The sequence below is a fragment of the Acinetobacter towneri DSM 14962 = CIP 107472 genome (genome assembly GCF_000368785.1).
Lineage (GTDB): Bacteria > Pseudomonadota > Gammaproteobacteria > Pseudomonadales > Moraxellaceae > Acinetobacter > Acinetobacter towneri.
The window spans coordinates 253,392-275,419 of record NZ_KB849688.1 but is presented as its reverse complement, the minus strand read 5'-3'; the positions used below and the strand labels follow the sequence as shown (position 1 = coordinate 275,419).

Annotated in this window: 21 protein-coding genes and 3 tRNA genes; 13 read left to right on the top strand and 11 right to left on the bottom strand. The window is 41.7% G+C overall.

The genetic code is table 11. The features are described 5' to 3' along the window. Positions 1–419 precede the first annotated feature (419 nt). The 3 genes from glnA (at position 420) to ubiA (ending at position 3,424) form a co-directional block, all read left to right on the top strand. Positions 420–1,835: a type I glutamate--ammonia ligase gene (gene glnA / locus F947_RS02865; protein ID WP_171062557.1), complete on the top strand. Its 1,416-nt coding sequence runs from the start codon at positions 420–422 to the stop codon at positions 1,833–1,835. 207 nt (positions 1,836–2,042) lie between these two features. Further along, a complete protein-coding gene (locus F947_RS02860; protein WP_004971911.1) occupies positions 2,043–2,531 on the top strand; it encodes a chorismate--pyruvate lyase family protein in 489 nt (162 codons plus the stop codon). A 14-nt stretch (positions 2,532–2,545) separates the two neighbouring features. Further along, entirely contained in the window at positions 2,546–3,424 is an 879-nt protein-coding gene (ubiA, locus tag F947_RS02855; RefSeq protein ID WP_004971909.1) for a 4-hydroxybenzoate octaprenyltransferase, read from the top strand. A gap of 107 nt (positions 3,425–3,531) precedes the next feature. Here the strand turns inward: ubiA and F947_RS02850 are convergent, their stop codons facing one another. Then, positions 3,532–4,404, bottom strand: a complete 873-nt coding sequence (locus F947_RS02850) for a LysR family transcriptional regulator (RefSeq protein ID WP_004971908.1) — start codon at positions 4,402–4,404, stop codon at positions 3,532–3,534. Positions 4,405–4,628: 224 nt separating this feature from the next. On the opposite strand from F947_RS02850, the gene F947_RS02845 reads away from it, so the two are divergent. After that, positions 4,629–6,374 (top strand): FAD-dependent monooxygenase, encoded by a 1,746-nt coding sequence (locus F947_RS02845; protein ID WP_004971906.1) that lies wholly within the window; start codon positions 4,629–4,631, stop codon positions 6,372–6,374. Between the two features lie 194 nt (positions 6,375–6,568). Beyond that, on the top strand, positions 6,569–6,826 hold the full coding sequence (locus tag F947_RS02840; protein WP_004971904.1) for a hypothetical protein: 258 nt from the start codon (positions 6,569–6,571) through the stop codon (positions 6,824–6,826). A 16-nt stretch (positions 6,827–6,842) separates the two neighbouring features. Here the strand turns inward: F947_RS02840 and F947_RS02835 are convergent, their stop codons facing one another. The 7 genes from F947_RS02835 to F947_RS02805 all read right to left on the bottom strand — a co-directional run bounded on the left by F947_RS02835 (position 6,843) and on the right by F947_RS02805 (position 9,948). Beyond that, positions 6,843–7,286, bottom strand: coding sequence for a DUF2726 domain-containing protein (locus F947_RS02835; RefSeq protein ID WP_004971902.1), 444 nt, complete (start codon positions 7,284–7,286; stop codon positions 6,843–6,845). A 78-nt stretch (positions 7,287–7,364) separates the two neighbouring features. Next, positions 7,365–7,440, bottom strand: a tRNA-Asn gene (locus F947_RS02830). 117 nt (positions 7,441–7,557) lie between these two features. Then, positions 7,558–7,860: a hypothetical protein gene (locus tag F947_RS02825; RefSeq protein WP_004971899.1), complete on the bottom strand. Its 303-nt coding sequence runs from the start codon at positions 7,858–7,860 to the stop codon at positions 7,558–7,560. Positions 7,861–8,077: 217 nt separating this feature from the next. After that, positions 8,078–8,153, bottom strand: a tRNA-Asn gene (locus F947_RS02820). Between the two features lie 6 nt (positions 8,154–8,159). Next, positions 8,160–8,235 (bottom strand) — tRNA-Asn (locus F947_RS02815). A 146-nt stretch (positions 8,236–8,381) separates the two neighbouring features. Then, on the bottom strand, positions 8,382–9,008 hold the full coding sequence (locus F947_RS02810) for a superoxide dismutase (protein WP_026438302.1): 627 nt from the start codon (positions 9,006–9,008) through the stop codon (positions 8,382–8,384). Positions 9,009–9,189: 181 nt separating this feature from the next. Beyond that, positions 9,190–9,948 (bottom strand): Nif3-like dinuclear metal center hexameric protein, encoded by a 759-nt coding sequence (locus tag F947_RS02805; RefSeq protein WP_004971895.1) that lies wholly within the window; start codon positions 9,946–9,948, stop codon positions 9,190–9,192. Positions 9,949–10,115: 167 nt separating this feature from the next. Here F947_RS02805 and F947_RS02800 point away from each other — a divergent pair, with 167 nt between their 5' ends. Beyond that, complete coding sequence (locus F947_RS02800) at positions 10,116–11,294, top strand: trypsin-like peptidase domain-containing protein (RefSeq protein ID WP_004971893.1); 1,179 nt, start codon at positions 10,116–10,118, stop codon at positions 11,292–11,294. A 350-nt stretch (positions 11,295–11,644) separates the two neighbouring features. On the opposite strand, the gene F947_RS02795 is transcribed toward F947_RS02800, so the two are convergent. The 3 genes from F947_RS02795 to F947_RS02785 all read right to left on the bottom strand — a co-directional run bounded on the left by F947_RS02795 (position 11,645) and on the right by F947_RS02785 (position 15,650). After that, entirely contained in the window at positions 11,645–12,631 is a 987-nt protein-coding gene (locus F947_RS02795) for a Tim44 domain-containing protein (protein WP_004971891.1), read from the bottom strand. Between the two features lie 115 nt (positions 12,632–12,746). Continuing rightward, a complete protein-coding gene (gene radA / locus F947_RS02790; protein ID WP_004971888.1) occupies positions 12,747–14,138 on the bottom strand; it encodes a DNA repair protein RadA in 1,392 nt (463 codons plus the stop codon). 156 nt (positions 14,139–14,294) lie between these two features. After that, entirely contained in the window at positions 14,295–15,650 is a 1,356-nt protein-coding gene (locus F947_RS02785) for an alanine/glycine:cation symporter family protein (protein WP_004971886.1), read from the bottom strand. 359 nt (positions 15,651–16,009) lie between these two features. Between F947_RS02785 and lptM the strand changes: the two genes are divergently transcribed. The 7 genes from lptM to F947_RS02750 all read left to right on the top strand — a co-directional run bounded on the left by lptM (position 16,010) and on the right by F947_RS02750 (position 22,012). Beyond that, positions 16,010–16,249 carry an LPS translocon maturation chaperone LptM gene (lptM, locus tag F947_RS02780; RefSeq protein WP_004971884.1) on the top strand — a complete coding sequence of 80 codons (240 nt, stop codon included), beginning with the start codon at positions 16,010–16,012 and terminating at the stop codon, positions 16,247–16,249. A 25-nt stretch (positions 16,250–16,274) separates the two neighbouring features. Then, positions 16,275–17,519, top strand: a complete 1,245-nt coding sequence (gene lysA, locus F947_RS02775; RefSeq protein ID WP_004971882.1) for a diaminopimelate decarboxylase — start codon at positions 16,275–16,277, stop codon at positions 17,517–17,519. 12 nt (positions 17,520–17,531) lie between these two features. Further along, positions 17,532–18,377, top strand: a complete 846-nt coding sequence (gene dapF / locus F947_RS02770) for a diaminopimelate epimerase (RefSeq protein WP_004971880.1) — start codon at positions 17,532–17,534, stop codon at positions 18,375–18,377. Between the two features lie 131 nt (positions 18,378–18,508). Continuing rightward, the gene (locus F947_RS02765; protein ID WP_004971877.1) at positions 18,509–19,147 is read left to right on the top strand and encodes an alpha/beta fold hydrolase; all 639 of its coding nucleotides are present in this window, start codon (positions 18,509–18,511) and stop codon (positions 19,145–19,147) included. Continuing rightward, a complete protein-coding gene (gene xerA / locus F947_RS02760; protein ID WP_004971874.1) occupies positions 19,147–20,061 on the top strand; it encodes a site-specific tyrosine recombinase/integron integrase in 915 nt (304 codons plus the stop codon). The genes F947_RS02765 and xerA overlap by 1 nt, the downstream gene beginning before the upstream one ends. A 282-nt stretch (positions 20,062–20,343) precedes the next feature. Next, positions 20,344–20,715 (top strand): hypothetical protein, encoded by a 372-nt coding sequence (locus F947_RS02755; RefSeq protein WP_004971871.1) that lies wholly within the window; start codon positions 20,344–20,346, stop codon positions 20,713–20,715. 547 nt (positions 20,716–21,262) lie between these two features. Further along, positions 21,263–22,012, top strand: a complete 750-nt coding sequence (locus F947_RS02750; protein WP_004971869.1) for an electron transfer flavoprotein subunit beta/FixA family protein — start codon at positions 21,263–21,265, stop codon at positions 22,010–22,012. The last annotated feature ends 16 nt before the right edge of the window (positions 22,013–22,028 follow it).

Below are 22,028 nucleotides of genomic sequence, written 5' to 3'. Positions count from 1 at the left end.
ATAATACAGGTTTAGGATTTTTAAACGATCTTATTATTTTTGCTCAATAAAAAATAAAGTGTTGTTTAAGATTGGTCGGATAATTTGCATTGCTCAATACAACCATGGCACAGCAAAATGCTTGCATAGATACTGTTTGAGCTATTTTTTGATCTACAATTCAACAGAAATAAAACATAAATGCACTAAAATGGTGCTATGTTTTGCAGTTTTAAATCAAATCAAATGAACAGTGTTTGAATATGGTGCAAATCGTATTTCTGACAGTATAATAGAGACAAAGTAATTTTTTTAAATGATGTATTCTCATACGGAATTCATGGTTTTAGCTTTGCTTTTAAAAGTTGGTACGCTAATTGCTTAATAACTGCCAACTACTAACACGCACTTTCGGGTGCAACAAAAAACATCGGAGCAAAATGAGCATGGCGAACAAGGTCCTTCAACTCATCCAAGAAAGTGGTGCAAAATGGGTCGATTTCCGCTTTACAGATACTAAGGGTAAAGAGCAGCACGTAACTTATCCTGCAGACAGTATCGATGAAGATACCTTTGAAGACGGTAAAATGTTTGATGGTTCTTCAATTGAAGGCTGGAAAGGAATCGAAGCATCAGACATGATCTTACGCCCAGATGCCAACACAGGTTTTATTGACCCGTTCTTTGCAGAACCAACAGTGGTTGTAACGTGTGATGTTATCGAACCATCGACAGGTCAAGGCTATGACCGCGATCCACGCTCTATTGCTCGCCGTGCTGAAGAATATTTAAAATCGACAGGTATTGGTGATACTGCTTTCTTTGGCCCAGAACCAGAATTCTTTGTATTTGACGAAGTAAAATGGGACATCGATATGTCTGGCGCGCGCCACACATTAATCGCTGAAGAAGCTGCATGGTCTACAGGTAAAGACTACGAAGCTGGTAACTCAGGTCACCGTCCACGTGTGAAAGGCGGTTATTTCCCAGTACCACCAGTAGATTCTTCTCAAGATATGCGTGCAGATATGTGTGCAAAAATTGAAGAAATCATGGGGCCTGGTCGTGTAGAAGTACATCACCATGAAGTTGCATCTTGCCAGTTAGAAATTGGTGTGAGCTTCAATACTATGGTGCGTAAGGCTGACGAAGTGCAACAGTTCAAATATGCAGTTTGGAACGTTGCGCATCAATATGCAAAAACTGCAACCTTTATGCCTAAACCAATGGTAGGCGATAACGGTTCAGGTATGCACGTACACATGTCTATCTCTAAAGATGGCAAAAACTTATTCGCAGGCGATGAATACGCAGGTTTGTCAGAAATGGCGTTGTACTTCATTGGCGGTATTATCAAACATGCCCGCTCTTTGAACGCGTTGACTAACCCAGCGACCAACTCATATAAGCGTTTAGTACCGCACTTTGAAGCACCAATTATGTTGGCTTACTCAGCGCGTAACCGTTCTGCATCTATTCGTATTCCTTACGTGTCTAGCCCGAAAGGCAAACGTATTGAAGCGCGTTTCCCTGATCCAATGATGAACCCGTACTTAGGTTTTGCGGCATTGTTGATGGCGGGTCTTGACGGTATTCAAAACAAGATTCACCCAGGTGAAGCTGCAGATAAAAACTTGTATGACCTTCCGCCTGAAGAAGAAGCAAAAATCCCAACTGTGGCACACAACCTAGAAATGGCGCTTGATGCTTTGAAAGAAGATCACGACTATTTATTAAAAGGTGGTGTATTCACCAAAGACATGCTTGATGCTTATATCGAATTGAAAACTGAAGATGTACGTCGTTTGAACACGACGACTCACCCAGTTGAATTTGATATGTACTACAGCTTGTAATACATCAAAAATCTTAAATTTGAAAAACCCGCTTCGGCGGGTTTTTTGTTTTAGATGGTGCAATCATGGTTTTGAATTGGCATGGATTTTATCAAAATATAAGAATTCGCTTAATTTTTTTGGATAATTGCAGGGAATTGCGCCATCGGTCACAAAACTTTGCCTAAATTTGGGCTACACTAGGCTATCTTGTTAAGGTGGCGGAACATGCGAACACAGCCTATTTTTCCCAAGCAGGCAAATCTGCCTTCTGAATTAAAAACATGGCTATATGCAGCAGGTTCTTTGACCCAACAACTGACTCAGCTCGCAGGCGGACAATTTAAAGTTGAACCACTGCAGCAATCTTTTCAGCGTTTAAATTTACAAGATGCCCAGTGGATGCAAATGCCACATTGGCACACTTCATGGGTGCGTGAAAGCTATTTATATGGGTGTGATGAACAGCCATGGGTCAAAGCCAAAAGTATTTTTCCGATTCTAAGTTTGCAAAGCAAAGCCCGTTTATTTCAGCATATTGGCAATAAACCCATTGGCTGGTTTTTATTTCAGCGTACCAATCCGTTGTGTCAAAGGCGTGTGGTTTTGCTCGATGAAGGCTGGACACGGCAGAGTTGCTATACTTGGCATGGCTGTAAATTTATTGTGCAAGAAACTTTTTTACCCCGTTTTGAGCAATTTATTCAACAACATTAAGATACGAGATTGGTATGGCATTGGCACAGCAGATCACGTGGCGTGAGCGTTTAGAAGCATATTATTATTTGTGTCGTTTCGATAAACCGATTGGCACAGAACTGGTGTTTTGGCCAACCATTTGGGCCTTGTGGATTGCCAATCAGGGCATGCCATCTATCGGGATATTAATCCCTATGATTCTAGGCACAATTTTTATGCGCGCCGCAGGTTGTGCCATTAATGACTTTGCTGACCGTAAGGTGGATGGTCATGTGGAGCGTACCAAAACACGTCCTTTAGCCACGGGTGTGATTAGTGCCAAAGAAGCCATTTATGTATTCTTGGGTTTGGTTGCACTTAGCGCAGCCATGTTGTTATTTTTACCAATTGAAACTTTCTATTGGTCATTTGGGGCATTATTTTTAGCGTTTATTTATCCATTTATGAAACGCTACACTCATTTACCGCAAGTGTTCTTGGGAGCGGCATTTTCATGGTCTATCCCTATGGCTTATACCGCTGTAGGTGCAACGCCTGATCTTACTTGTTGGTTATTGTATTTTGGCAATTTGGCGTGGACTGTGGCTTATGACACTCAATATGCAATTACAGACCGTGAATATGATTTGAAAATTGGGGTGAAATCTACCGCAATTTTATTTGGTCGCTATGACATTCAAATTATTTCATTGTTGCAAGCGGGCAGTGTACTTTTGATTGGTACGGCATTGTGGTTAGAAAATTTACTGATTCCGTTTGGTTTAGCGGCATTACTGGTTGTGGTGGCAGACTTTATATACCAATGGAGTAAAACCAAAGATAAAGACCCGCAACGCTGTTTTTGGGCATTTCGTCATAACCGTTGGGTAGGGCTGATTATTTTTGTGGGAATTGTATTGGCTTTAATGTAAACCCTTTCATTGAATAAAAAATCTAACAAAGCATCTGATGATATTGCTGGTCAGATGCTTTTTTTATAGATATTTTTGCCGTATTTTTCTTGTTAAACCATTTGCGACTAAACCCTTTTTAACTCCTGAGTAATAAGTTGCAAAACCAGATTTTGATTTTGCTTACGATAATTGGCATATAAATTTAAAGCTTGCACTTCAAAATTGGTATCTAAAATCACCACATGATCGGCTAAAAAGCGTAATAAATATTCAGGCACAAAGCTGTAGCCCATGCCCAGATTAATTAAATTAATATGCTGCAAAACATTGGTTACCCAAAGCAAGCGTTCTGTAGGCATCTGCTCCACAGGAATGGCGTGGGTGACGTGCTCATAAAAAACAGGCGAGGCATTTTGTTCGCACATAATTAAATTGTGTTGCATTACATCTTGCACACTCAAGCAAGTTTTATGCGTCACAGACTTTTGCCCCGACACCAAATAAATCTTTTCGGTCAAAATATGCAGGTTTTCAAAATCTTCATGTGTAATTGCATAGCGGGTAAAAGTTAAATCGAGTTCAGCATTTTTTAAACGCTGAATTTGCTCCAAACAAGTCAGACTTTGAATGTGAATTTGCAAATCAGGAATTTCACATTTTAAGCGTTCCAAAATTAATGGTAGAACTTTTAGCTCCGCTACATTCAACAAACCAATATGAATTTGATAGTTTTTTTGATGGGCAACTTGACGCGCTGAAGCAATGGCTAATTTTGAGTTTTCAATGGCTTGTAGGGCATAGGGTAAAAAAGCACGACCTTCATCGGTCAATTGAATTTGTCGCGCAGAACGATCCAGTAATTTTACACCGACTTCTTCTTCCAAATCTTTAATTTGTTGGCTTAAAGACGGTTGCGCGGTAAAGAGTTTATCTGCTGCTTTGGTGAAACTTTGTTCTTCTGCAACTGCAGCAAAATAACGTAAATGCCTCAATTCCATTCGCTTTGCCTATCAACCCGCATCTGTCTACCGCAATTGTAAACCAAAGCAGTTTTGCCGATACAGCATTCTGCATATCGGTCAAAAAATTCAGTACAAAGCCAAACTAGTGCTAAAACCAATCCATCTATAGTTTATACGCATACAAATAGGCGCACTTTTTGACTGGATTACACTGCAGCGCAAGATGTTTGCAACAGATTTGGCAGTGAAAGGAGTCCAGTATGTCGACACATTACGATACCGATGTTTTGGTAATTGGTACGGGGCCAGCGGGTTCAACCCTTGGCTTAGCTTTGGCGAATTATGGCATCAAAGTACAATTGTTCACCCAGTTTAACTGGTTAGCCAATAGCCCGCGTGCACATATTACCAATCAACGGGCGATGGAAGTTTTACGTGATTTAGGTATCGAAGAACAAGTTAAAGCCATTGCAACACCGTGGCAACAAATGGGCGAAAGTTTGCTTACCACCAGTTTGGTCGGTGAAGAAATTGCACGTATGAGTTGCTGGGGAACAGGTGATGAACGTCACGGTGATTATATCAAAGGCAGTCCATGTCCTTTTGTCGATTTAATTCAGCCAAAAATGGAAACATTATTGGTAAAAAATGCAGCCGAGCGTGGCGCAATTTATAATTTCAATACCGAATATTTATCACATACCCAAGATGAACATGGAGTTACCGCAACTTTTCAGAATAAAATCACGAATACAGAATTTAGTTTACGTGCCAAGTATTTGGTGGGGATGGACGGTGCGCGTTCTAAAGTGGTTGAAGAATTGCAATTGCCTTTAGAAGGTGTAATGGCACGTGCGGGTACAGTTTATGTGACTTTTAAAGCCGACTTGAGTAAATATGTGGCGCATCGACCTGCAATTTTACAGTGGATTGTCAATCCTGAAGCCAGTTTTGGTGACTTGGGCATGGGCTTGTTACGTGCCATTCAACCTTGGAATGAATGGATTATGGGCTGGGGTTTTGACATCAGCAAAGGTGAGCCTGAGGTAACCGAAGCACAAGTTCGCGCACGTTTGAATGCCTTTGTGGGCGAAGAAATCCAAGAAGTTGAAATTGAAAAAGTATCCTATTGGTATGTCAATCAAACTTGGGCCACCCAGTATTCGGTTGGACGGGTATTCTGTGGTGGAGATGCCGTGCATCGTCATCCACCTTCGAGTGGTTTAGGTTCTAATACTTGTATGCAAGATGCTTTCAATTTGGGTTGGAAATTGGCTTATGCGGTGAAAGGTTGGGCAACGCCTGAACTCTTGGCATCATACAGTGATGAACGTGCGCCTGTAGGTAAGCAAATTGTCGCGCGTGCTAACCAGTCCCGCTTTGATTATAAACATCTAAAAGAAGTTTTTGGCTTTGATGATGGCGTTAGCACACAAGCTGAAATGCTGGATCTTATTTTTGCAGAAACCGCAGAAGCAGCCCAAATTCGGGAAAAATTGTATCAGGCACTGGCAATTAAACATTATGAGTTTAATGCGCAGGGAGTGGAGTTGAATCAGCGTTATGTATCTAATGCCATGCTTGCTGAAACTACCACTGAAACGTTTTTACAAGACCCGCAATTGTACTTGCAAGCCACTACACGCCCAGGTGCAAAAGTCCCACATACGTGGTTGATTGATGCCAAAGGTCATAAACATTCAACTTTAGATATTGTCGGTAAAGGTCGTTTTACCTTGCTGACAGGTTTGTCAGGCAAAGCATGGAAAACGGCTGCAGCAGAACTCAACTTGGCCTATTTAGATGTGATTCAGATTGGTGCGCATGAGCATCTAGATGTGTATGCAACATGGCAGCAAAAGTCTGAAATTGCCGATGCAGGTGCAGTGCTTGTACGCCCAGATGGTTATGTGGCTTGGCGGATGCAAGACACGCCATCTGCAGATTTTGACCATTTGGCGTGTTTGAAACAGGTTTTGTCGCAAATCCAATTATGTATTAAATAGACAGCTTTGACTGTTCAGCAATACTTTGTTTATGAACTGCCCACAGCTTGTACGCAGGCTGTGGTTTTTTATCTATTGATTGATTCAAAGAAAGTTGTAGATGAATAAACGTGCAAAAGCCACAAGAAACTTTGTGCCTACACTCGATTTTGATATATTGAGCCTCATTTTGAAGTTTGAATTAGGAATAGATGATGTCACAGTCTGAACAGCAAGCACCTGCAAAAAAGCCAAGCCTAAAAAAGATGATTTTCTTGGCAAGCTTAGGTTTGTTGATTCCTATTTTCTTGGTTAGCATGGCATTTTTAGCAGTTAATAGTGATGCTAAAAATCAGGAAAAATATAAACAACAACAGGCAGAAATTATTGCGCGTATTGAAGCGCGTGAAGCTGCAGAACAACAAGCGAAGCAGGCCAGTCAGATACAAGCCGCTTCAGAAGCTACACCTTAATATCGAGTTGATGATTTCAGCTCAAATCTGATTGCAATTGTCTGATACTCGGAATTTCGGTGTATCGGACAACGCGATAACCTGCCTCGTGAAACATTGCATCCCGTTCTGCATCTTCCTGTTCTTTGCCAATATGTGAGGGGTCATCTAACTCTATAATTGCAATGACCTGCATTTCTGCATTTAAGATCACAAAATCAGTCACTTTACGATTAAACAGCGCACGAATTTTATAGTGGTTGTTGGTGATTAATGCGCTAAACGCCACTTGTGCCAAGATGTGATGCTCAGGAAAAGCTTGTTTTAAACGCATAAACATTCTGCGTTCAAAAGCAGTCATCATCGGTTTAGGATAAAAGTTTTTCTTGGGGAAAAATAATTGCTTAAAAATTAAGATAAACAGGGCAAGGCTAGCCAAGCTGCCAATAAGCAAGAAAGTCGATTGACTGGATTCAAACATAGATGATGCGGTGTCGTTAGACCCTAAACAGCAGGAATAAAAAACCCACGTCATAATGCGTGGGTTTTTTAAGAATTTTGGCTCTCCCACCTGGGCTCGAACCAGGGACCTGCGGATTAACAGTCCGTCGCTCTACCGACTGAGCTATGGGAGAATCTGACACGCATTCTATGTGGGTATCTGTTTTTGGTCAAGCTGGAATTGAAAAAAAACCGTAATTATAGATTAACTGCTTTAAAAATAATCATCTAGCTTTGTTTCAACGCAGTTTTTAGAGTGCTTGAATGGCTTTTATATAATCTTCGCGTGTCTGTGGTGGGTTGGTTTTACGACATAAGTTAATTAATTGCAGCATCTCTTGCTGAGTCATTTCTGTTTTCACTTGGCTTTGAATTTGTTTTAAGGTGGCTTGTTGTTGTGCGTTCAGATCACGACTGCATTGATACAGACGTTCATACATGAGTGTCGCAGCAGTTTTATTGCTTTCAGATTTTTGCGTACATTGAAAAATTGCAAAAATCACCACAATCAGAATTGTCCAAAAAATCAGGGATTTTAACCAAGGCGCTTGCATGGGCTTTCAAGTTTTATTGTTGTTGATGAACCTAAGTTAGCGAAAAAATAGAGTCATCACAAGAGGGGATAGCCCGATCTTCACTGTATGGTTTTAATTTTGATTTAAGGGGAGAGTGAGGCCTGTTCCATTCGTTTAGAACATCATATCCACTATAAAAACAATAAAAATTGCAAAAAAAAATCCCACGTCATACTGCGTGGGATTTTTAGAATTTTGGCTCTCCCACCTGGGCTCGAACCAGGGACCTGCGGATTAACAGTCCGTCGCTCTACCGACTGAGCTATGGGAGAATAGATTGGCTCTCCAACCTGGGCTCGAACCAGGGACCTGCGGATTAACAGTCCGTCGCTCTACCGACTGAGCTATTGGAGAATCTGTGGGGCATTTTAGGGATGAAAGTTTAAGTCGTCAACACGTTCATCATCAGAAATGTATTGTTTGCTTTATAAATATTCATTTCATCTGCAAAAATAAAAAAACTGCCCATAAAGAGCAGTTTTTCTACAGAAAAATAGAAATTATTTTTCTACACCAGCATCTTGACCTGCGTATTTCGCATTTGCGTAATCCCAGTTTACAAGGCTTTCTAAGAAAGTTTTGATGTAAACAGGACGTGCATTACGGAAGTCGATGTAGTAAGCGTGTTCCCAAACGTCAATCGTCAATACTGCAACTTTGCCGTGCGCCATTGGTGTGTCAGCATTTGAAGTTTTCATAATAGAAAGTTTGCCATTCACTTCGTCAGCTACTAACCAAGCCCAACCTGAACCGAATTGAGTTGTTGCAGCAGCAGCAAATTCTTCAGCAAATTTTTCGTAAGAACCGAAAGCTTCATCAATTTTAGCAGCCAAAGCACCAGTAGCTTTACCACCACCGTTTTTCGCCATACAGTTCCAGTAGAACGTGTGGTTCCAAACTTGCGCTGCGTTGTTGAATACACCAGCTTTAGCTGCATCGCCTGCAGTTGCTTTGATGATTTCGTCTAAAGTTTTACCTTCAAGCTCCGTACCCGCGATCAAGTTGTTCAGGTTCACAACATAAGTGTTGTGGTGTTTGTCGTGGTGGAATTCTAAAGTTTCTTTGCTGATGTGTGGAGCAAGATCTTCGTAACCGTATGGTAAAGCCGGTAAAGTAATGGTTGTCATGTTTTCAATTCCTTGCATTTTGCTGGGTTTTAACATTAAGTGGCTCTATTGTAATAGATTTCGAGATCAAATTGCGCATTAGGTATAAATAACCATACAGAATAAGACTCGAATGTATACATCTAAAGACTATGTTAAACACAGATGTCATTTGAGTGAAATCGTTGGGTGAAACGGTGTATTAAATTGGGTTATTTAATTCAAAATAACTATACTCAATATTAAACTGTTCTGAAATAGCTTTTGCGAGTCGTTGTACACCATAGCGCTCAGTCGCGTGATGTCCGCAGGCATAATAATGCACGCCTAGTTCTTTGGCTTCATAATAGGTGCGTTCACTGACTTCGCCCGAAATAAAGGCATCACAACCTTGTTCTGCCGCTTTGCCAATAAAATCTTGTGCTGCACCCGTGCAGAACCCTACTTTTTGAATCTGACTTTTTTCGGCAGGAAGATGAATGGTTTTAAAGCCTAAACGCGCTGTGAGATAGTCACGAAATTCGGTTGCGCTCATGGCTTGCTTTAAAAAACCAATATTACCAATAGGATGACGTTCACTCGGGTCTAGGGCTTGCAAATTTTCTAATGCCAAACATTCAGCAATGGCAGCATTATTGCCTAGACTTGGGTGTGAATCGAGCGGTAAGTGATAACCCACCAAAGAAATATCATGCTGGATTAAACTTTTGATGCGTTTACCGCGCATGCCTGTAATTGGGTAAGGTTCGCCTTTCCAAAAATAGCCATGATGTACCAACAGTAAGTCTGCATTTTGGGCAATAGCAGCATCAATAGCCTCTTGAGAGGCAGTCACTGCACATAAAATTTTTTGAACTTCAGACTTACCTTCAATTTGTAAACCGTTGGGCGCGTAATCTTTAAATTCATGTGTATTTAAAGTTTGATCACACCATTGAATAATTTCTTTTAGCTGCGCCATAACTTTCTCAAATTGCTCATATTTAGCCAATATCAAAACATATTTTGTATTGTAACTAAAGCAAGACAAAACTCTTGGGCTTTTTTATGTTTCTATTTGTGTTTCGTTTTACAATAGCTCATTCAATGACTTAATCATCAAAAAAAATTTACTTAGAGGTACAAAACGTGCGCCGGACCTTTACCTGGTTACCTTGGGTGTTACTCATTCTGGTTATTATTGGCTTTGTGACTTGGCAACAACTGCAAAAACCGAAAGCGCCTGTGGCTGCCGATGGGGTCAAAATGCCTGCCGAGAAAGTTGAACCATTAATTGATACAACACGGACAGGTGGGGTGGTGTCGTATAGCGCTGCGGTTAAAGTGGCAGCGCCTGCGGTGGTAAATATTTTTACCACACAAAAAGTGAAACAAATGGATCATCCATTGTTAAATGACCCTGCATTTCGTGAATTTTTTGGCAATCAGTTACCCGATCAATTTAAGCAAGGCCCAAATGAAAACAGTTTGGGGTCTGGGGTCATTGTTCGTCCAGATGGTTATATTTTAACGAATAATCATGTGATCGCGCAGGCTGAACAAATTGTCGTGGCTTTGCACGATGGACGCCGTGCGGTTGCAAAAGTTGTTGGAACTGACCCAGACACAGACTTAGCGGTCATTAAGATTGATCTAGAAAAACTGCCTGTATTGCCATTTAAACTGAGTGGCAATGAAGTGGGCGATGTCGTACTTGCGATTGGTAACCCATTTGGTGTGGGACAAACCGTGACTCAAGGGATTATTTCTGCGACAGGACGTTCTGACTTGGGTATTAATACCTATGAAGATTTCATTCAAACCGATGCAGCAATTAATCCAGGTAACTCAGGTGGTGCATTGATTGATGTGGCAGGGAATTTGATTGGGGTAAATACGGCAATTTTCTCGCAATCAGGTGGTTCATTGGGCATCGGCTTTGCAATTCCTGCACAAGTCTGTCAGCAGGTTTTAAACTCGATTTTAAAAGATGGACGTGTGGTTCGTGGTTGGTTAGGTATTAGTTTGTTGCCTGTGCAACAAGACAACATTTTAGAACCTGCACAAGGCGGTGTAGTGGTTGCTGATGTACTGCGCGGTGGCCCTGCAGCAGAAGCAGGTTTAAAACGTGGTGACAAAATTTTAAAAGTGAATGATGAAGCGATTACTTCAACCTCGCATTTAATTAATTATGTTGCTGCACAAGCACCGCATACGACGGTGACTGTTTCAGTTGAACGTGGTGAAGAAGCCTTAGATTTGGAAGTCGCAGTCGGTGAGCGCAAAGTTCAAAATACCGATAAGCAATTTATTCCATTGCCTGAATAATAGATTTAACAGTAACAATTTAGCCTTGCCCGTTTGCAGGGCTTTTTTGTTGGCTAAGTAAATGGAGATCGACTGGAAATAACCAAAGTGATACGGATAACGTGATTTGATTTATCTCTGGGTAGATACAAAGAGAAGGTGGGCTAAATAAACTGTATTGATGAATGATGATACTTTTTGATAGATCTAATCAATCGAGGGTTTGGTTTTGTGTGGCAAGTGTGGATGTATTCGGTGTTGATGTCTTAGAAGATTTAAACGTGCTGTTTAAACATGATGGGTCTCAACTTAGATAAAGAAAGGCATAAAAAACAGCAACCGAAGTCGCTGTTTTTCTAGATCCATTGAAATTATTGCTCTTGCTGAATACCTGCCACTAACCAGTCTTGATTAGAGCCTGCAGGTTTTACAAAGTGCCAAATTTCTGTAAATGGTTGCGGTAAGCTGTTCAGGTCTTCGCTGACTGTACCTGTAAAGCGTACACTTATGACATATTGACCATTTTCAGTTGCAGAATCGACCACCATGGCATTCAAGTTAGAAAACTCTGCTACATCTTGGTCTTGGTTTGCCATAATGTCCTGATACATCGACTGATATAAATCAGGAGTTAAATAACGCTGAATTTCTGCGATATTACTGGCTGTGTTCATAGACTGAATATGGTTAAAACGCTGACGCGCTACACGTAAAAAGGTTGCAGGCTCTGAACCATCAGGCAATTGATTGCCACTGTTGGTATAAGCTGCACCAAATGGCGCGTTATTATTGGCAGCTTGACCAAAAGGCGCTTGGGTAGAAGCGGCAGAACCCCCAACAGATTGACCAAAAATATTGGTATTGTCGTTACGTGGCGCTGCAGCAGGTGGTGTTTGCGCAAACGGTGCCTGATTGGCACCGCTATTTGGCGCATACGGATTAGGCGTTAGTTTTTTTTTTGCGCCCATCTTACGGAAAATGAAGAAGGCAACAGCAGCAGCGAGTAAAATCCAAATCCAGCTTGGAATACCGCCTTTTTCCTCTTGCGCTTCGGCAGCACTTGCAGCTTGATCATCGGCCAAGGCATTGGCAGCAACCGCACCAATTGCCGCACCTGCAACACCTGCAGCAACCATACCACCTACGCCTGGACCAGATTTTTGCTGTGCTGGTGCAGTTGTTGGTTGTTGTGCTGGCGTTGTTTGACGAGGTTGTTGGTAAGACTGAGTTGGAGCAGCCGAACGACTCATGCCATGGCTTTTACCGCCACCTGCACGTTTTGCTTCTGCTGCTAACGGAGCTACCAATAAAGTCGCTGTGAGCATTGCTGCGATCAAACCACGCTGTCGAACTTCCATCAAATTTTCCTATATTAAAATAAAGTTAAGCTGTGTATTTATGCAGGCATTTGCTGCGAATTTCAATATAAATATGATATTTTTTCTTGAAACTGAAAAAATATCATCCAAGGATTTAACCTAAGTTTTCACTTAAATTCATGGCTTCAGTTAAGGCTTCATGCAAACGCGCCACCGCAATAATTTGCACACCTGCAATGGCTTTTTGTGGGGCATTGCCACGCGGCACAATAATATATTTAAATCCGTGTTTAATAGCTTCTTTTAAGCGTTCCTGACCATTTGGTACTGGGCGGATTTCACCCGATAAACCGACCTCACCAAATACTGCCAATTGTTGTGGCAGGGCTTTGCCACGCAAGCTAGAAGTACAGGCAAGTAGTACAGCAAGGTCTGAACCTGTTTCGGTAATTTTTAAGCCGCCGACCACATTCACATACACATCTTGCCCTGAAGTTTGTACGCCGCCATGCCGATGCATCACCGCCAATAGCATATTCAGACGGTTTTGTTCCAGACCTAAAGCCACACGTCTAGGCTGACCATGTGCATCATCCACCAAAGCTTGTACTTCAACTAAAAGTGGTCGCGTTCCTTCGCGGCTAATCATGACAATAGAACCTGGAATTGCCTCATCATAACGGCTCAAAAATATCGCAGATGGATTGGCAACCTCGCGTAAGCCTTTATCGGTCATGCCAAAAACGCCCAGTTCATTCACTGCACCGAAACGGTTTTTGACTGCTCGAATCATACGGTAGCGTGAGTCTGACTGTCCTTCAAAATACAAGACGCAATCGACCATGTGTTCAAGGACGCGCGGCCCCGCTAAAGCCCCTTCTTTGGTCACATGACCGACAATAAACAGCGCAGTGCCACTATTTTTAGCAAAACGAGTCAGCAAGGCAGCTGATTCACGAATTTGTGAAACACCACCTGGAGCAGACTGCAACGTTTCGGTATATAAAGTTTGAATCGAGTCCAGAATGGCTACCGCAGGGCGTTCATGCGCCAAAACTTCACAAATCCGTTCGACACAGGTTTCTGCCATGACTTTCAGTTGATCGGTGGGTAAGTCTAAGCGTTGAGCGCGTAACGCCACTTGCGAAAGAGATTCCTCACCTGTGATATATAAAGCGGTGTTATTGGCAGCCGCCATGTGAGTCGCAGTTTGTAGCAAAATGGTCGATTTCCCGATACCAGGATCTCCACCAATCAGTACCACAGAGCCCGTAACCAAACCGCCACCCAAAACACGGTCAAATTCCCCAATGCCTGTTGTTAAACGGGTTTCGTGCGATACAGACACTTTATTAAGCGTGGTAATGGCGGCCGCTTGTCCTGCATAGCCACCGCCCATTTTAGGTTGGGCACGATGCGTCACCGCAGGGGCAATACTGACCTCATGAAGTGAGTTCCATTCCCCACATTCTGAACATTGACCTGCCCATTTAGGATGATCTGCACCACATTGTTCACAGCGATAGACACTTTTTACTTTTGCCATAACCCAGTCATTGCATCAATTAAAAACTGACTACAGCATACAGAGGAATGTTCGCGAAATGAATGTTATCTGGATTTTTCATGGAAAATCATACAACCACGTGGGTGATTGTATGATTTATGATTTGAACGGAATAATTCAATGAATTGGGCTTATTTAATACAACTCGCCAGATTTGCGCTTCGCAATAAAGTCTTTGGATTCTTTGGCAATCACACCAGACAGTAACAACAAGGCAATTAAGTTTGGTACAGCCATTAAACCATTAAAGGTATCGGCAAATAACCAGACTAAATCTAGGGTGGCGATGGTGCCAATGAACACTGAAGCAATATAAATTAAGCGGTAAATCAACACGTATTTTTCGCCGAATAAATAAGTACAGCATTTTTCACCATAATAGCTCCAACCGAGAATGGTGGAATAGGCGAAGAAGATGATCCCGAAAGTGACGACCCAACCACCAAAGCCTGGCAATAACTGGTCAAAAACCTGTGTGGTGAGTACAGCACCTGTTGCACCACCAAAGCTATTACCTGCCATAATGAAGCCCATTACCAAAACAATCCCCGTGATGCTACAGACAAGAATGGTATCAATGAAGGTACCTGTCATAGACACTAAACCTTGACGCGCAGGGTGGTCGGTTTTTGCAGCCGCAGCAGCAATTGGGGCAGAACCCATCCCTGCTTCGTTGGAGAATACGCCACGTGCAACCCCGTAACGAATTACTGCACCAATTGCACCGCCCGCAACTGCTTCACCAGTAAAGGCATCACGGAAAATTAGCTCAAATGCAGGCACGACAAGGTGTAAATTATTCAGGATAATAATTAAACCGCCTGTAACATACAGAATGGCCATAATCGGAACAATCACCGAAGATGCTTTGGAAATCGAGCTAATTCCGCCCAAAATCACCAATGCAGAAAATACGGTAATTACCACGCCAGTAATCCAAGTTTCTACACCTAAGCTATTTTCAACTGCTAAAGCTACGGTGTTGGATTGTACTGAACTACCAATTCCAAACGAGGCGACTGTGCCAAAAAAGGCAAAGATAATCGCGAGCCATTTCCATTTTAGTCCGCGTTCAATGTAGTACATTGGGCCGCCTGACATTTGCCCTTTTTCGTTTTTAATACGGTATTTAACCGCCAAAACACCTTCACCATATTTGGTCGCCATACCAAACAGGGCAGTCATCCACATCCAAAACACTGCACCCGGGCCACCGAGGACGCAAGCCGTTGCAACACCTGCAATATTTCCCGTACCAATGGTGGCAGAGAGTGCAGTCATCAGTGATGCGAAATGTGAAATATCGCCCGGTTCTTTTTGCGCTTTGTCGTGTTTGCAAAAGACTTGTTTAAAAGCCAGTGGCAGCATGCGGAATTGCCAGAACAATAAGCGGAAGGTGAGGAAGACGCCCGTTCCCACAATGAGAACCAGCATGTATGGACCCCAGACCCAACCGCTTAGGGTTTCCATCATCGATTGTAAATTTTGCATAAATTTCTTCTTATAAACGCAGTGTATAAATGCTTAGTTTGTGACTGTAGTTGAACAGTTGTAAAAATTAAGCAAGTGATATGCCAGTCTTTAAAACTTCCTGTTAAAAGAACTTGGTTTTAAGCACGTTATATTTTTTGCATAGTTTTTAGATTTTGACAATTGATGCCTTGAAATAAAATTGACTTTATCTGTGTCAGAAGTCGCAATTTTTCAGACCTGATAAGGTCAATCTATGCCAGCAGAATAGTAAGTAAGCTAGAATTTTTACTAAGCTCAATATAATCTCTCTGCATTAGCACTTTGGTCGCGGCAGTGATCGCGTTATACTTCATCGAAAATATTTTATAGGTGGTCAGATGCGTACCGTCATTTGCTGCATGAGTGTTTTGCTTACAACAGTGGTTTTGGTCGGTTGTGGTCAGTCAGGTACATTACAGTTACCCAATGACCCAAATTACGACAAACGCGCAAAATATTTGTTATATCCAGATGCTGCGCCTAAACGTGCAACGCAATCGGCAACATCGTCAGACACAGCCGTACCTGTGCAACAGCAGTTTGCTGCACCTGCTGCATCTACATCGACTACACCTTAACGCTTTCTAGATAAAGGATACATTCATGAGTTTTACCCGCATTCAAGGGGTTTTGCACGCCGAGCAATGTTCGCTACAACAACTCGCACAGCAATTTGGCACACCACTCTATGTTTATTCAAAAGCGACTTTTGAAAAGCATTATTTAGATATGGATCGTGCTTTCCACTTTATCGATCATCAAATTTGTTTTGCGGTAAAGTCAAACTCGAATCTTGCGGTATTGAATGTATTGGCTAAGTTGGGTGCAGGTTTTGATATTGTGACAGGCGGTGAATTGGCGCGTGTTCTCAAAGCAGGTGGTGATGCATCGAAAATTGTTTTTTCAGGTTTAGGTAAAACTGAAGCCGATATTCAAAAAGCGTTGGAAGTTGGGATTGCCTGCTTTAACGTAGAATCGCATGCAGAATTAGACCGTATTCAAAAAGTTGCGGCAAGCATGAATGTCAAAGCACCAATTTCATTACGGGTTAACCCAGATGTCGATGCCAAAACCCATCCTTATATTTCTACAGGCTTAAAAGAAAACAAGTTCGGGATTCCGTCTGATTCGGTATATAGCACTTATGAATATGCGGCTTCTTTAGCAAACTTAGATATCGTTGGAATTGACTGTCACATCGGTTCACAATTGACCGAAACACAACCGTTTGTCGATGCTTTAGATCGCGTGATTGTGATGATTGATACCTTAAAAGAAATGGGTATTCAGCTAAAACACATTGATATTGGCGGTGGTTTAGGGGTGACTTATAAAGATGAAACTCCACCAACGGTTGAAGAATATGCCAATGCTTTACGTCCCGCTTTAGAAAAGTTAGGTCTTAAAGTGTATATGGAACCGGGTCGTAGTATCTCTGCCAATGCGGGCGTGCTGCTAACAAAAGTTGATTTACTCAAACCGACCAATCATCGTAACTTTGCGATTATTGACGCTGCCATGAATGACTTAATCCGTCCTGCGTTATATGAAGCATGGATGGACATTCAGCCCGTAACCCCACGTACTGATGTTGAAACGCTAGAGTGGGATGTGGTTGGTGCAATTTGTGAAACAGGTGATTTCTTGGGTAAAGAACGTCAGCTTGCGATCAAAGAAAATGATGTTTTAGCTGTAATGGGTGCGGGCGCATACGGTTTTGTGATGAGTTCTAACTACAACAGCCGTGGTCGTGCAGCTGAAGTCATGGTCGATGCAGATCAAGCACATTTAATTCGTGAACGTGAAAGCATTGAATCGCTGTGGGAAAGAGAGCGTTTATTGCCATAAGGGGAATTCGAGATGTTATTAGAATTTACCAAAATGCATGGTCTGGGCAATGACTTCATGGTGGTTGATCTCATCAGCCAGCGTGCGTATTTGGATGCGCTGACTATTCAACGCCTTGCAGACCGCCACTTCGGGATTGGCTTTGACCAACTCCTGATTGTGGAACCGCCCGATTTACCAAATGTCGATTTTAAATATCGCATTTTCAATGCCGATGGTTCTGAAGTGGAGCAGTGCGGCAATGGTGTGCGTTGTTTTGCACGTTTTGTGCATGAACGTCAGCTTACGACCAAAACCAAAATCAAGGTGCAAACCAAGGCAGGCATTGTAGAGCCTGAATTGGGGCAAAACGGTTGGGTGCGGGTGAATATGGGCTATCCAAAATTCTTGCCGCATGAGATTCCATTCATTGCCGATGAGCCTGATAACTTATATGACATTGCGCTGAAAGATGGTGCTGCATTGACCATTGATGTGGTGAACATAGGCAATCCTCATGCTGTGACCATTGTGCCTGATGTATTGACTGCCGATGTTGCAGGTATTGGCCCACAAGTGGAATCACATGAGCGTTTTCCACAGCGCGTCAATGCAGGTTTTATGCAAATCATTGACGAAAAACATGCGCGTTTGCGTGTGTTTGAACGTGGCGTAGGTGAAACCTTGGCTTGTGGTACAGGTGCATGTGCTGCAGCCGTTTCGGGTATGCGCCGTGGCTTATTGTCTAATTCAGTTGAAATTGAACTGGCAGGTGGTAAGTTGCAAATCGAATGGCGTGAAGGCGATGTGGTGTGGATGACAGGGCCAACTGCTAATGTCTATCACGGTCGTTTGGATTTAAATTATTTTCAGGGCTGATGTTTCGTTCTAACATGAACAGCTCTTATCTTACTTAAAAGCACTTTTCAAAACGAATGGTGCTTTTTTGTATCTTGCAGCACGGATCAGGTATGCTGTACTGAATGTCACTCTAAAAACTTCTACTCATTATGCCGCAACTGATTTTTTTACCTGGCGCTTCAGGCAATACCGCATTTTTTCATCCGCTAATCGAAAAAATTGAAAAATTGCCGTGGCAGAATGCTGTAAAAATTGTGGCTTATCCTGAATTTAATCATCAACCTGCACATTCACATGTACATGATTTTGCAAGTTTGCAGGCTTATGTGTTGGCGAATATCCCAGATGATTGCATTATCATTGCACAGTCGATGGGTGGTATTTTTGCAGTTGCTGCCGCGTTGCAATATCCAGAAAAAGTCAAAGGATTAGTATTGGTTGCAACATCTGGTGGCATGGATTTAAGCAGTTTTCAGGTGCAAGATTGGCGACAAGACTATCAAGCAAGTGATTTAAATTATCCTGACTGGTTTGTAGAGGCAAAGGCCGATTACACGGTAGACTTTGCTAAAATCAACATGCCTATTTTGTTGTTATGGGGTGATCAAGACCCGATAAGTCCACTGGCGGTAGGTGAGTTTTTACAACAACAATTTCCACAAGCCGTATTAAAAATTGTGCATGATGGTGATCATTTGTTTTTAGAAACACATGCAGATCAGGCGGCTGAACACATTGCTGCTTATTTATCTCAGTTTGCCGCAGTTCAGCAATCGGAGCGTGACTAATGTACGATCCGCAGCAACTATTAAAGATGTGGCTCAAAGAACGAGAAATACAACAGCAGTCACCGCATACGTTAAAAGCCTACGCACGCGATTTAAACGATTTTTTTAGCTTTTGTGAGCAACAACAACTTGCCTTATATGATGTAGAGGCTGCAGATTTGCGCCATTATTTAGCGCAAAAAGTAGAACAGCAACAGTTAAATAGCAGCAGTTTACAGCGCATGTTGTCAGCGATTCGTCAGTTTATGAAATGGGCCGAGCAAGGGCAGTATTTACAATTTAATCCAATTGATAATTTTCAGCTAAAACGTCAGCCACGACCTTTGCCGGGTTTGATTGATATTGAAACGATTCATCAAATTTTGGATCAGCCTGAACCTGAAACTGAAGTACAACAACAAATGTGGCGACGCGATAAAGCGATTTTAGAATTGCTCTATTCGAGTGGTTTGCGCCTAGCAGAGGTACAAAGTTTACGTATCCGCGATTTAGATTTTAACCGTCAATTGCTGCGCATTACGGGTAAAGGCAATAAAACCCGTATAGTGCCTTTTGGTCGCAAAGCCAAAGATGCGGTGATGCAATGGCTGCAGATTTACCCTTTATGGCAGGGCGATTTTGTACCCGATGCAGCATTGTTTATTACTCAAAAAGGTGAACCCTTAAAAGCACGCCAAATTGAAAATCGGGTGAAGTTTCAGGCGCAGCGTGCGGGCGTTAATGTCGATTTGCATCCGCACTTATTGCGACATTGTTTTGCAAGTCACATGCTGTCGAATAGTGGGGATATACGTGCAGTCCAAGAAATGCTTGGGCATAGCAATTTAAGCACCACGCAAATTTATACCCATGTCGATTTTGATCAGTTAGCGCGAGTTTATGATCAGGCACATCCACGTGCGAGTAAAAAGTAAAGCTTTACCTAAAGTCGGCATTATTTTTGCAAGTTAAAATATAGCTATTTCATACTGCAAATATTTTTCTCACAGTCAGTTGTAAAGCCTTTGTGCTGTACTTAATACTTTAAGTAAAAGCGCTTTCACCAAGATGTCATTGCAACTATTGTAGAATAATAAAAAAGTGCGTTATGCAGTATAAAGAAGCAGAAAGAGTGGGTCACACGAATAATAGACATGGATGACATTATTTTTTGTTCCACTGCATAACACTTTGGATATCAAATGATAGGCAAAACCATGATTTCGAATCTTCAAGAAAAATATGAACAATTAAGCCCAAGCCAAAAAGAAATTTTTGCAGGTTATGGCTTGCGTCAAGTGAAACATTTTGTCGAAATAAGCTTGCCGATGATCGAGCAAGAACTACCTGCCGATTGTTTAGTGCAGGGTATTAATGCCGAAGGTAAAATGCAGGCGATTCATCCGCAAACGCAACAAAGCTATTTATGGATTTCAGATCAGCAGTGGCAAGCACGCTCATCCGCTGGTAGTAAAATAGATGTAAAAGAAGATTTTATTGCAGTTTGGGAAATTTTTAATTTACAGGCCTATGAGTTGATAGATTTAAGTCATATCCACCGTGACTTTTTAGAAACTCAGCAAGTTTGAGCTGAGTTTTTTTTATGCCCTTTATCAGGGAGGTGGCGTGGTGAAAGCGCATAAATATCCATCAAAATAAAACAGATTGTTTATTTCATACCCAATAAACTGCTGAATACAGTTTTGTGAACCAGCAGTCACATTTTAAAAGAGCATTTATATCTGAAAAAATACTGCAAAAAATAAAGTTTTCTATCTTTAATGACAGTCAGATTATGGGGTTTTATGTAAGGAACTTTGCTTAAATTGTAGGCGGAACTCAATTTGAATTGCATTTCAATCAATCTTGTTGATGAGGGAAATAAATAAAAAACATAATATAAATCAAAGCTTAAAATTGCTTATATAATCGTCGCTTGGTTTGTTAATTTTTAGAAATAAAAAAGTATGAACGCATCGTTCAGTTAATTTTCGGCATTTTTAGCCTTGTTTAGACAATTCTGACTTGACCGAAATGCCGATCACATAGCAAGATAGGACACCTAAAAAATTTAAAGCGAAGAGTTATTATTAACTTTTCTCAATATTTACTTTTGCTAAAACAGCCGAGGATTACATGAAGGCTCTTGTTGCTGTAAAACGTGTGGTAGATGCCAACGTTAAAGTTCGCGTTAAGCCGGATAATAGTGGAGTTGACCTAACTAACGTTAAGATGTCAATTAACCCATTCTGTGAAATCGCAGTGGAAGAAGCGGTTCGTTTAAAAGAAAAAGGAACTGTTTCAGAAATCGTAGTGGTATCCATTGGTCCTAAAGAAGCGCAGGAACAAATTCGTTCTGCAATGGCGCTTGGTGCAGACCGTGGTATTTTGGTTGAAACAGCCGATGAGATTGGTGCACTTGAAGTGGCTAAAATCTTAAAAGGTGTTGTTGAACAAGAACAACCACAACTTATTTTATTGGGTAAGCAAGCTATTGATGACGACTCTAACCAAGTTGGTCAAATGCTAGGCGCTTTACTTGGTGCAGGTCAGGGTACTTTTGCTTCAGAAGTAAAAGTAGATGGCGACAAAGTTCAGGTAACACGTGAAATTGACGGTGGTTTACAAACTGTTGAGCTTGCACTTCCTGCAATCATCACCACTGACTTACGTTTGAATGAGCCACGTTATGCGGCACTTCCAAACATCATGAAAGCACGTAAAAAACCGCTAGACACCAAATCTCCTGCAGATTATGGCGTTGCAACAGGTTCTAAGCTGAAAACTGTAAAAGTTGAAGCACCTGCTGAGCGTAAAGCGGGCGTACAAGTGAAATCTGTAGACGAACTTGTAGATAAATTGAAAAACGAAGCGAAAGTGATCTAATACAGAAGGATAAAAA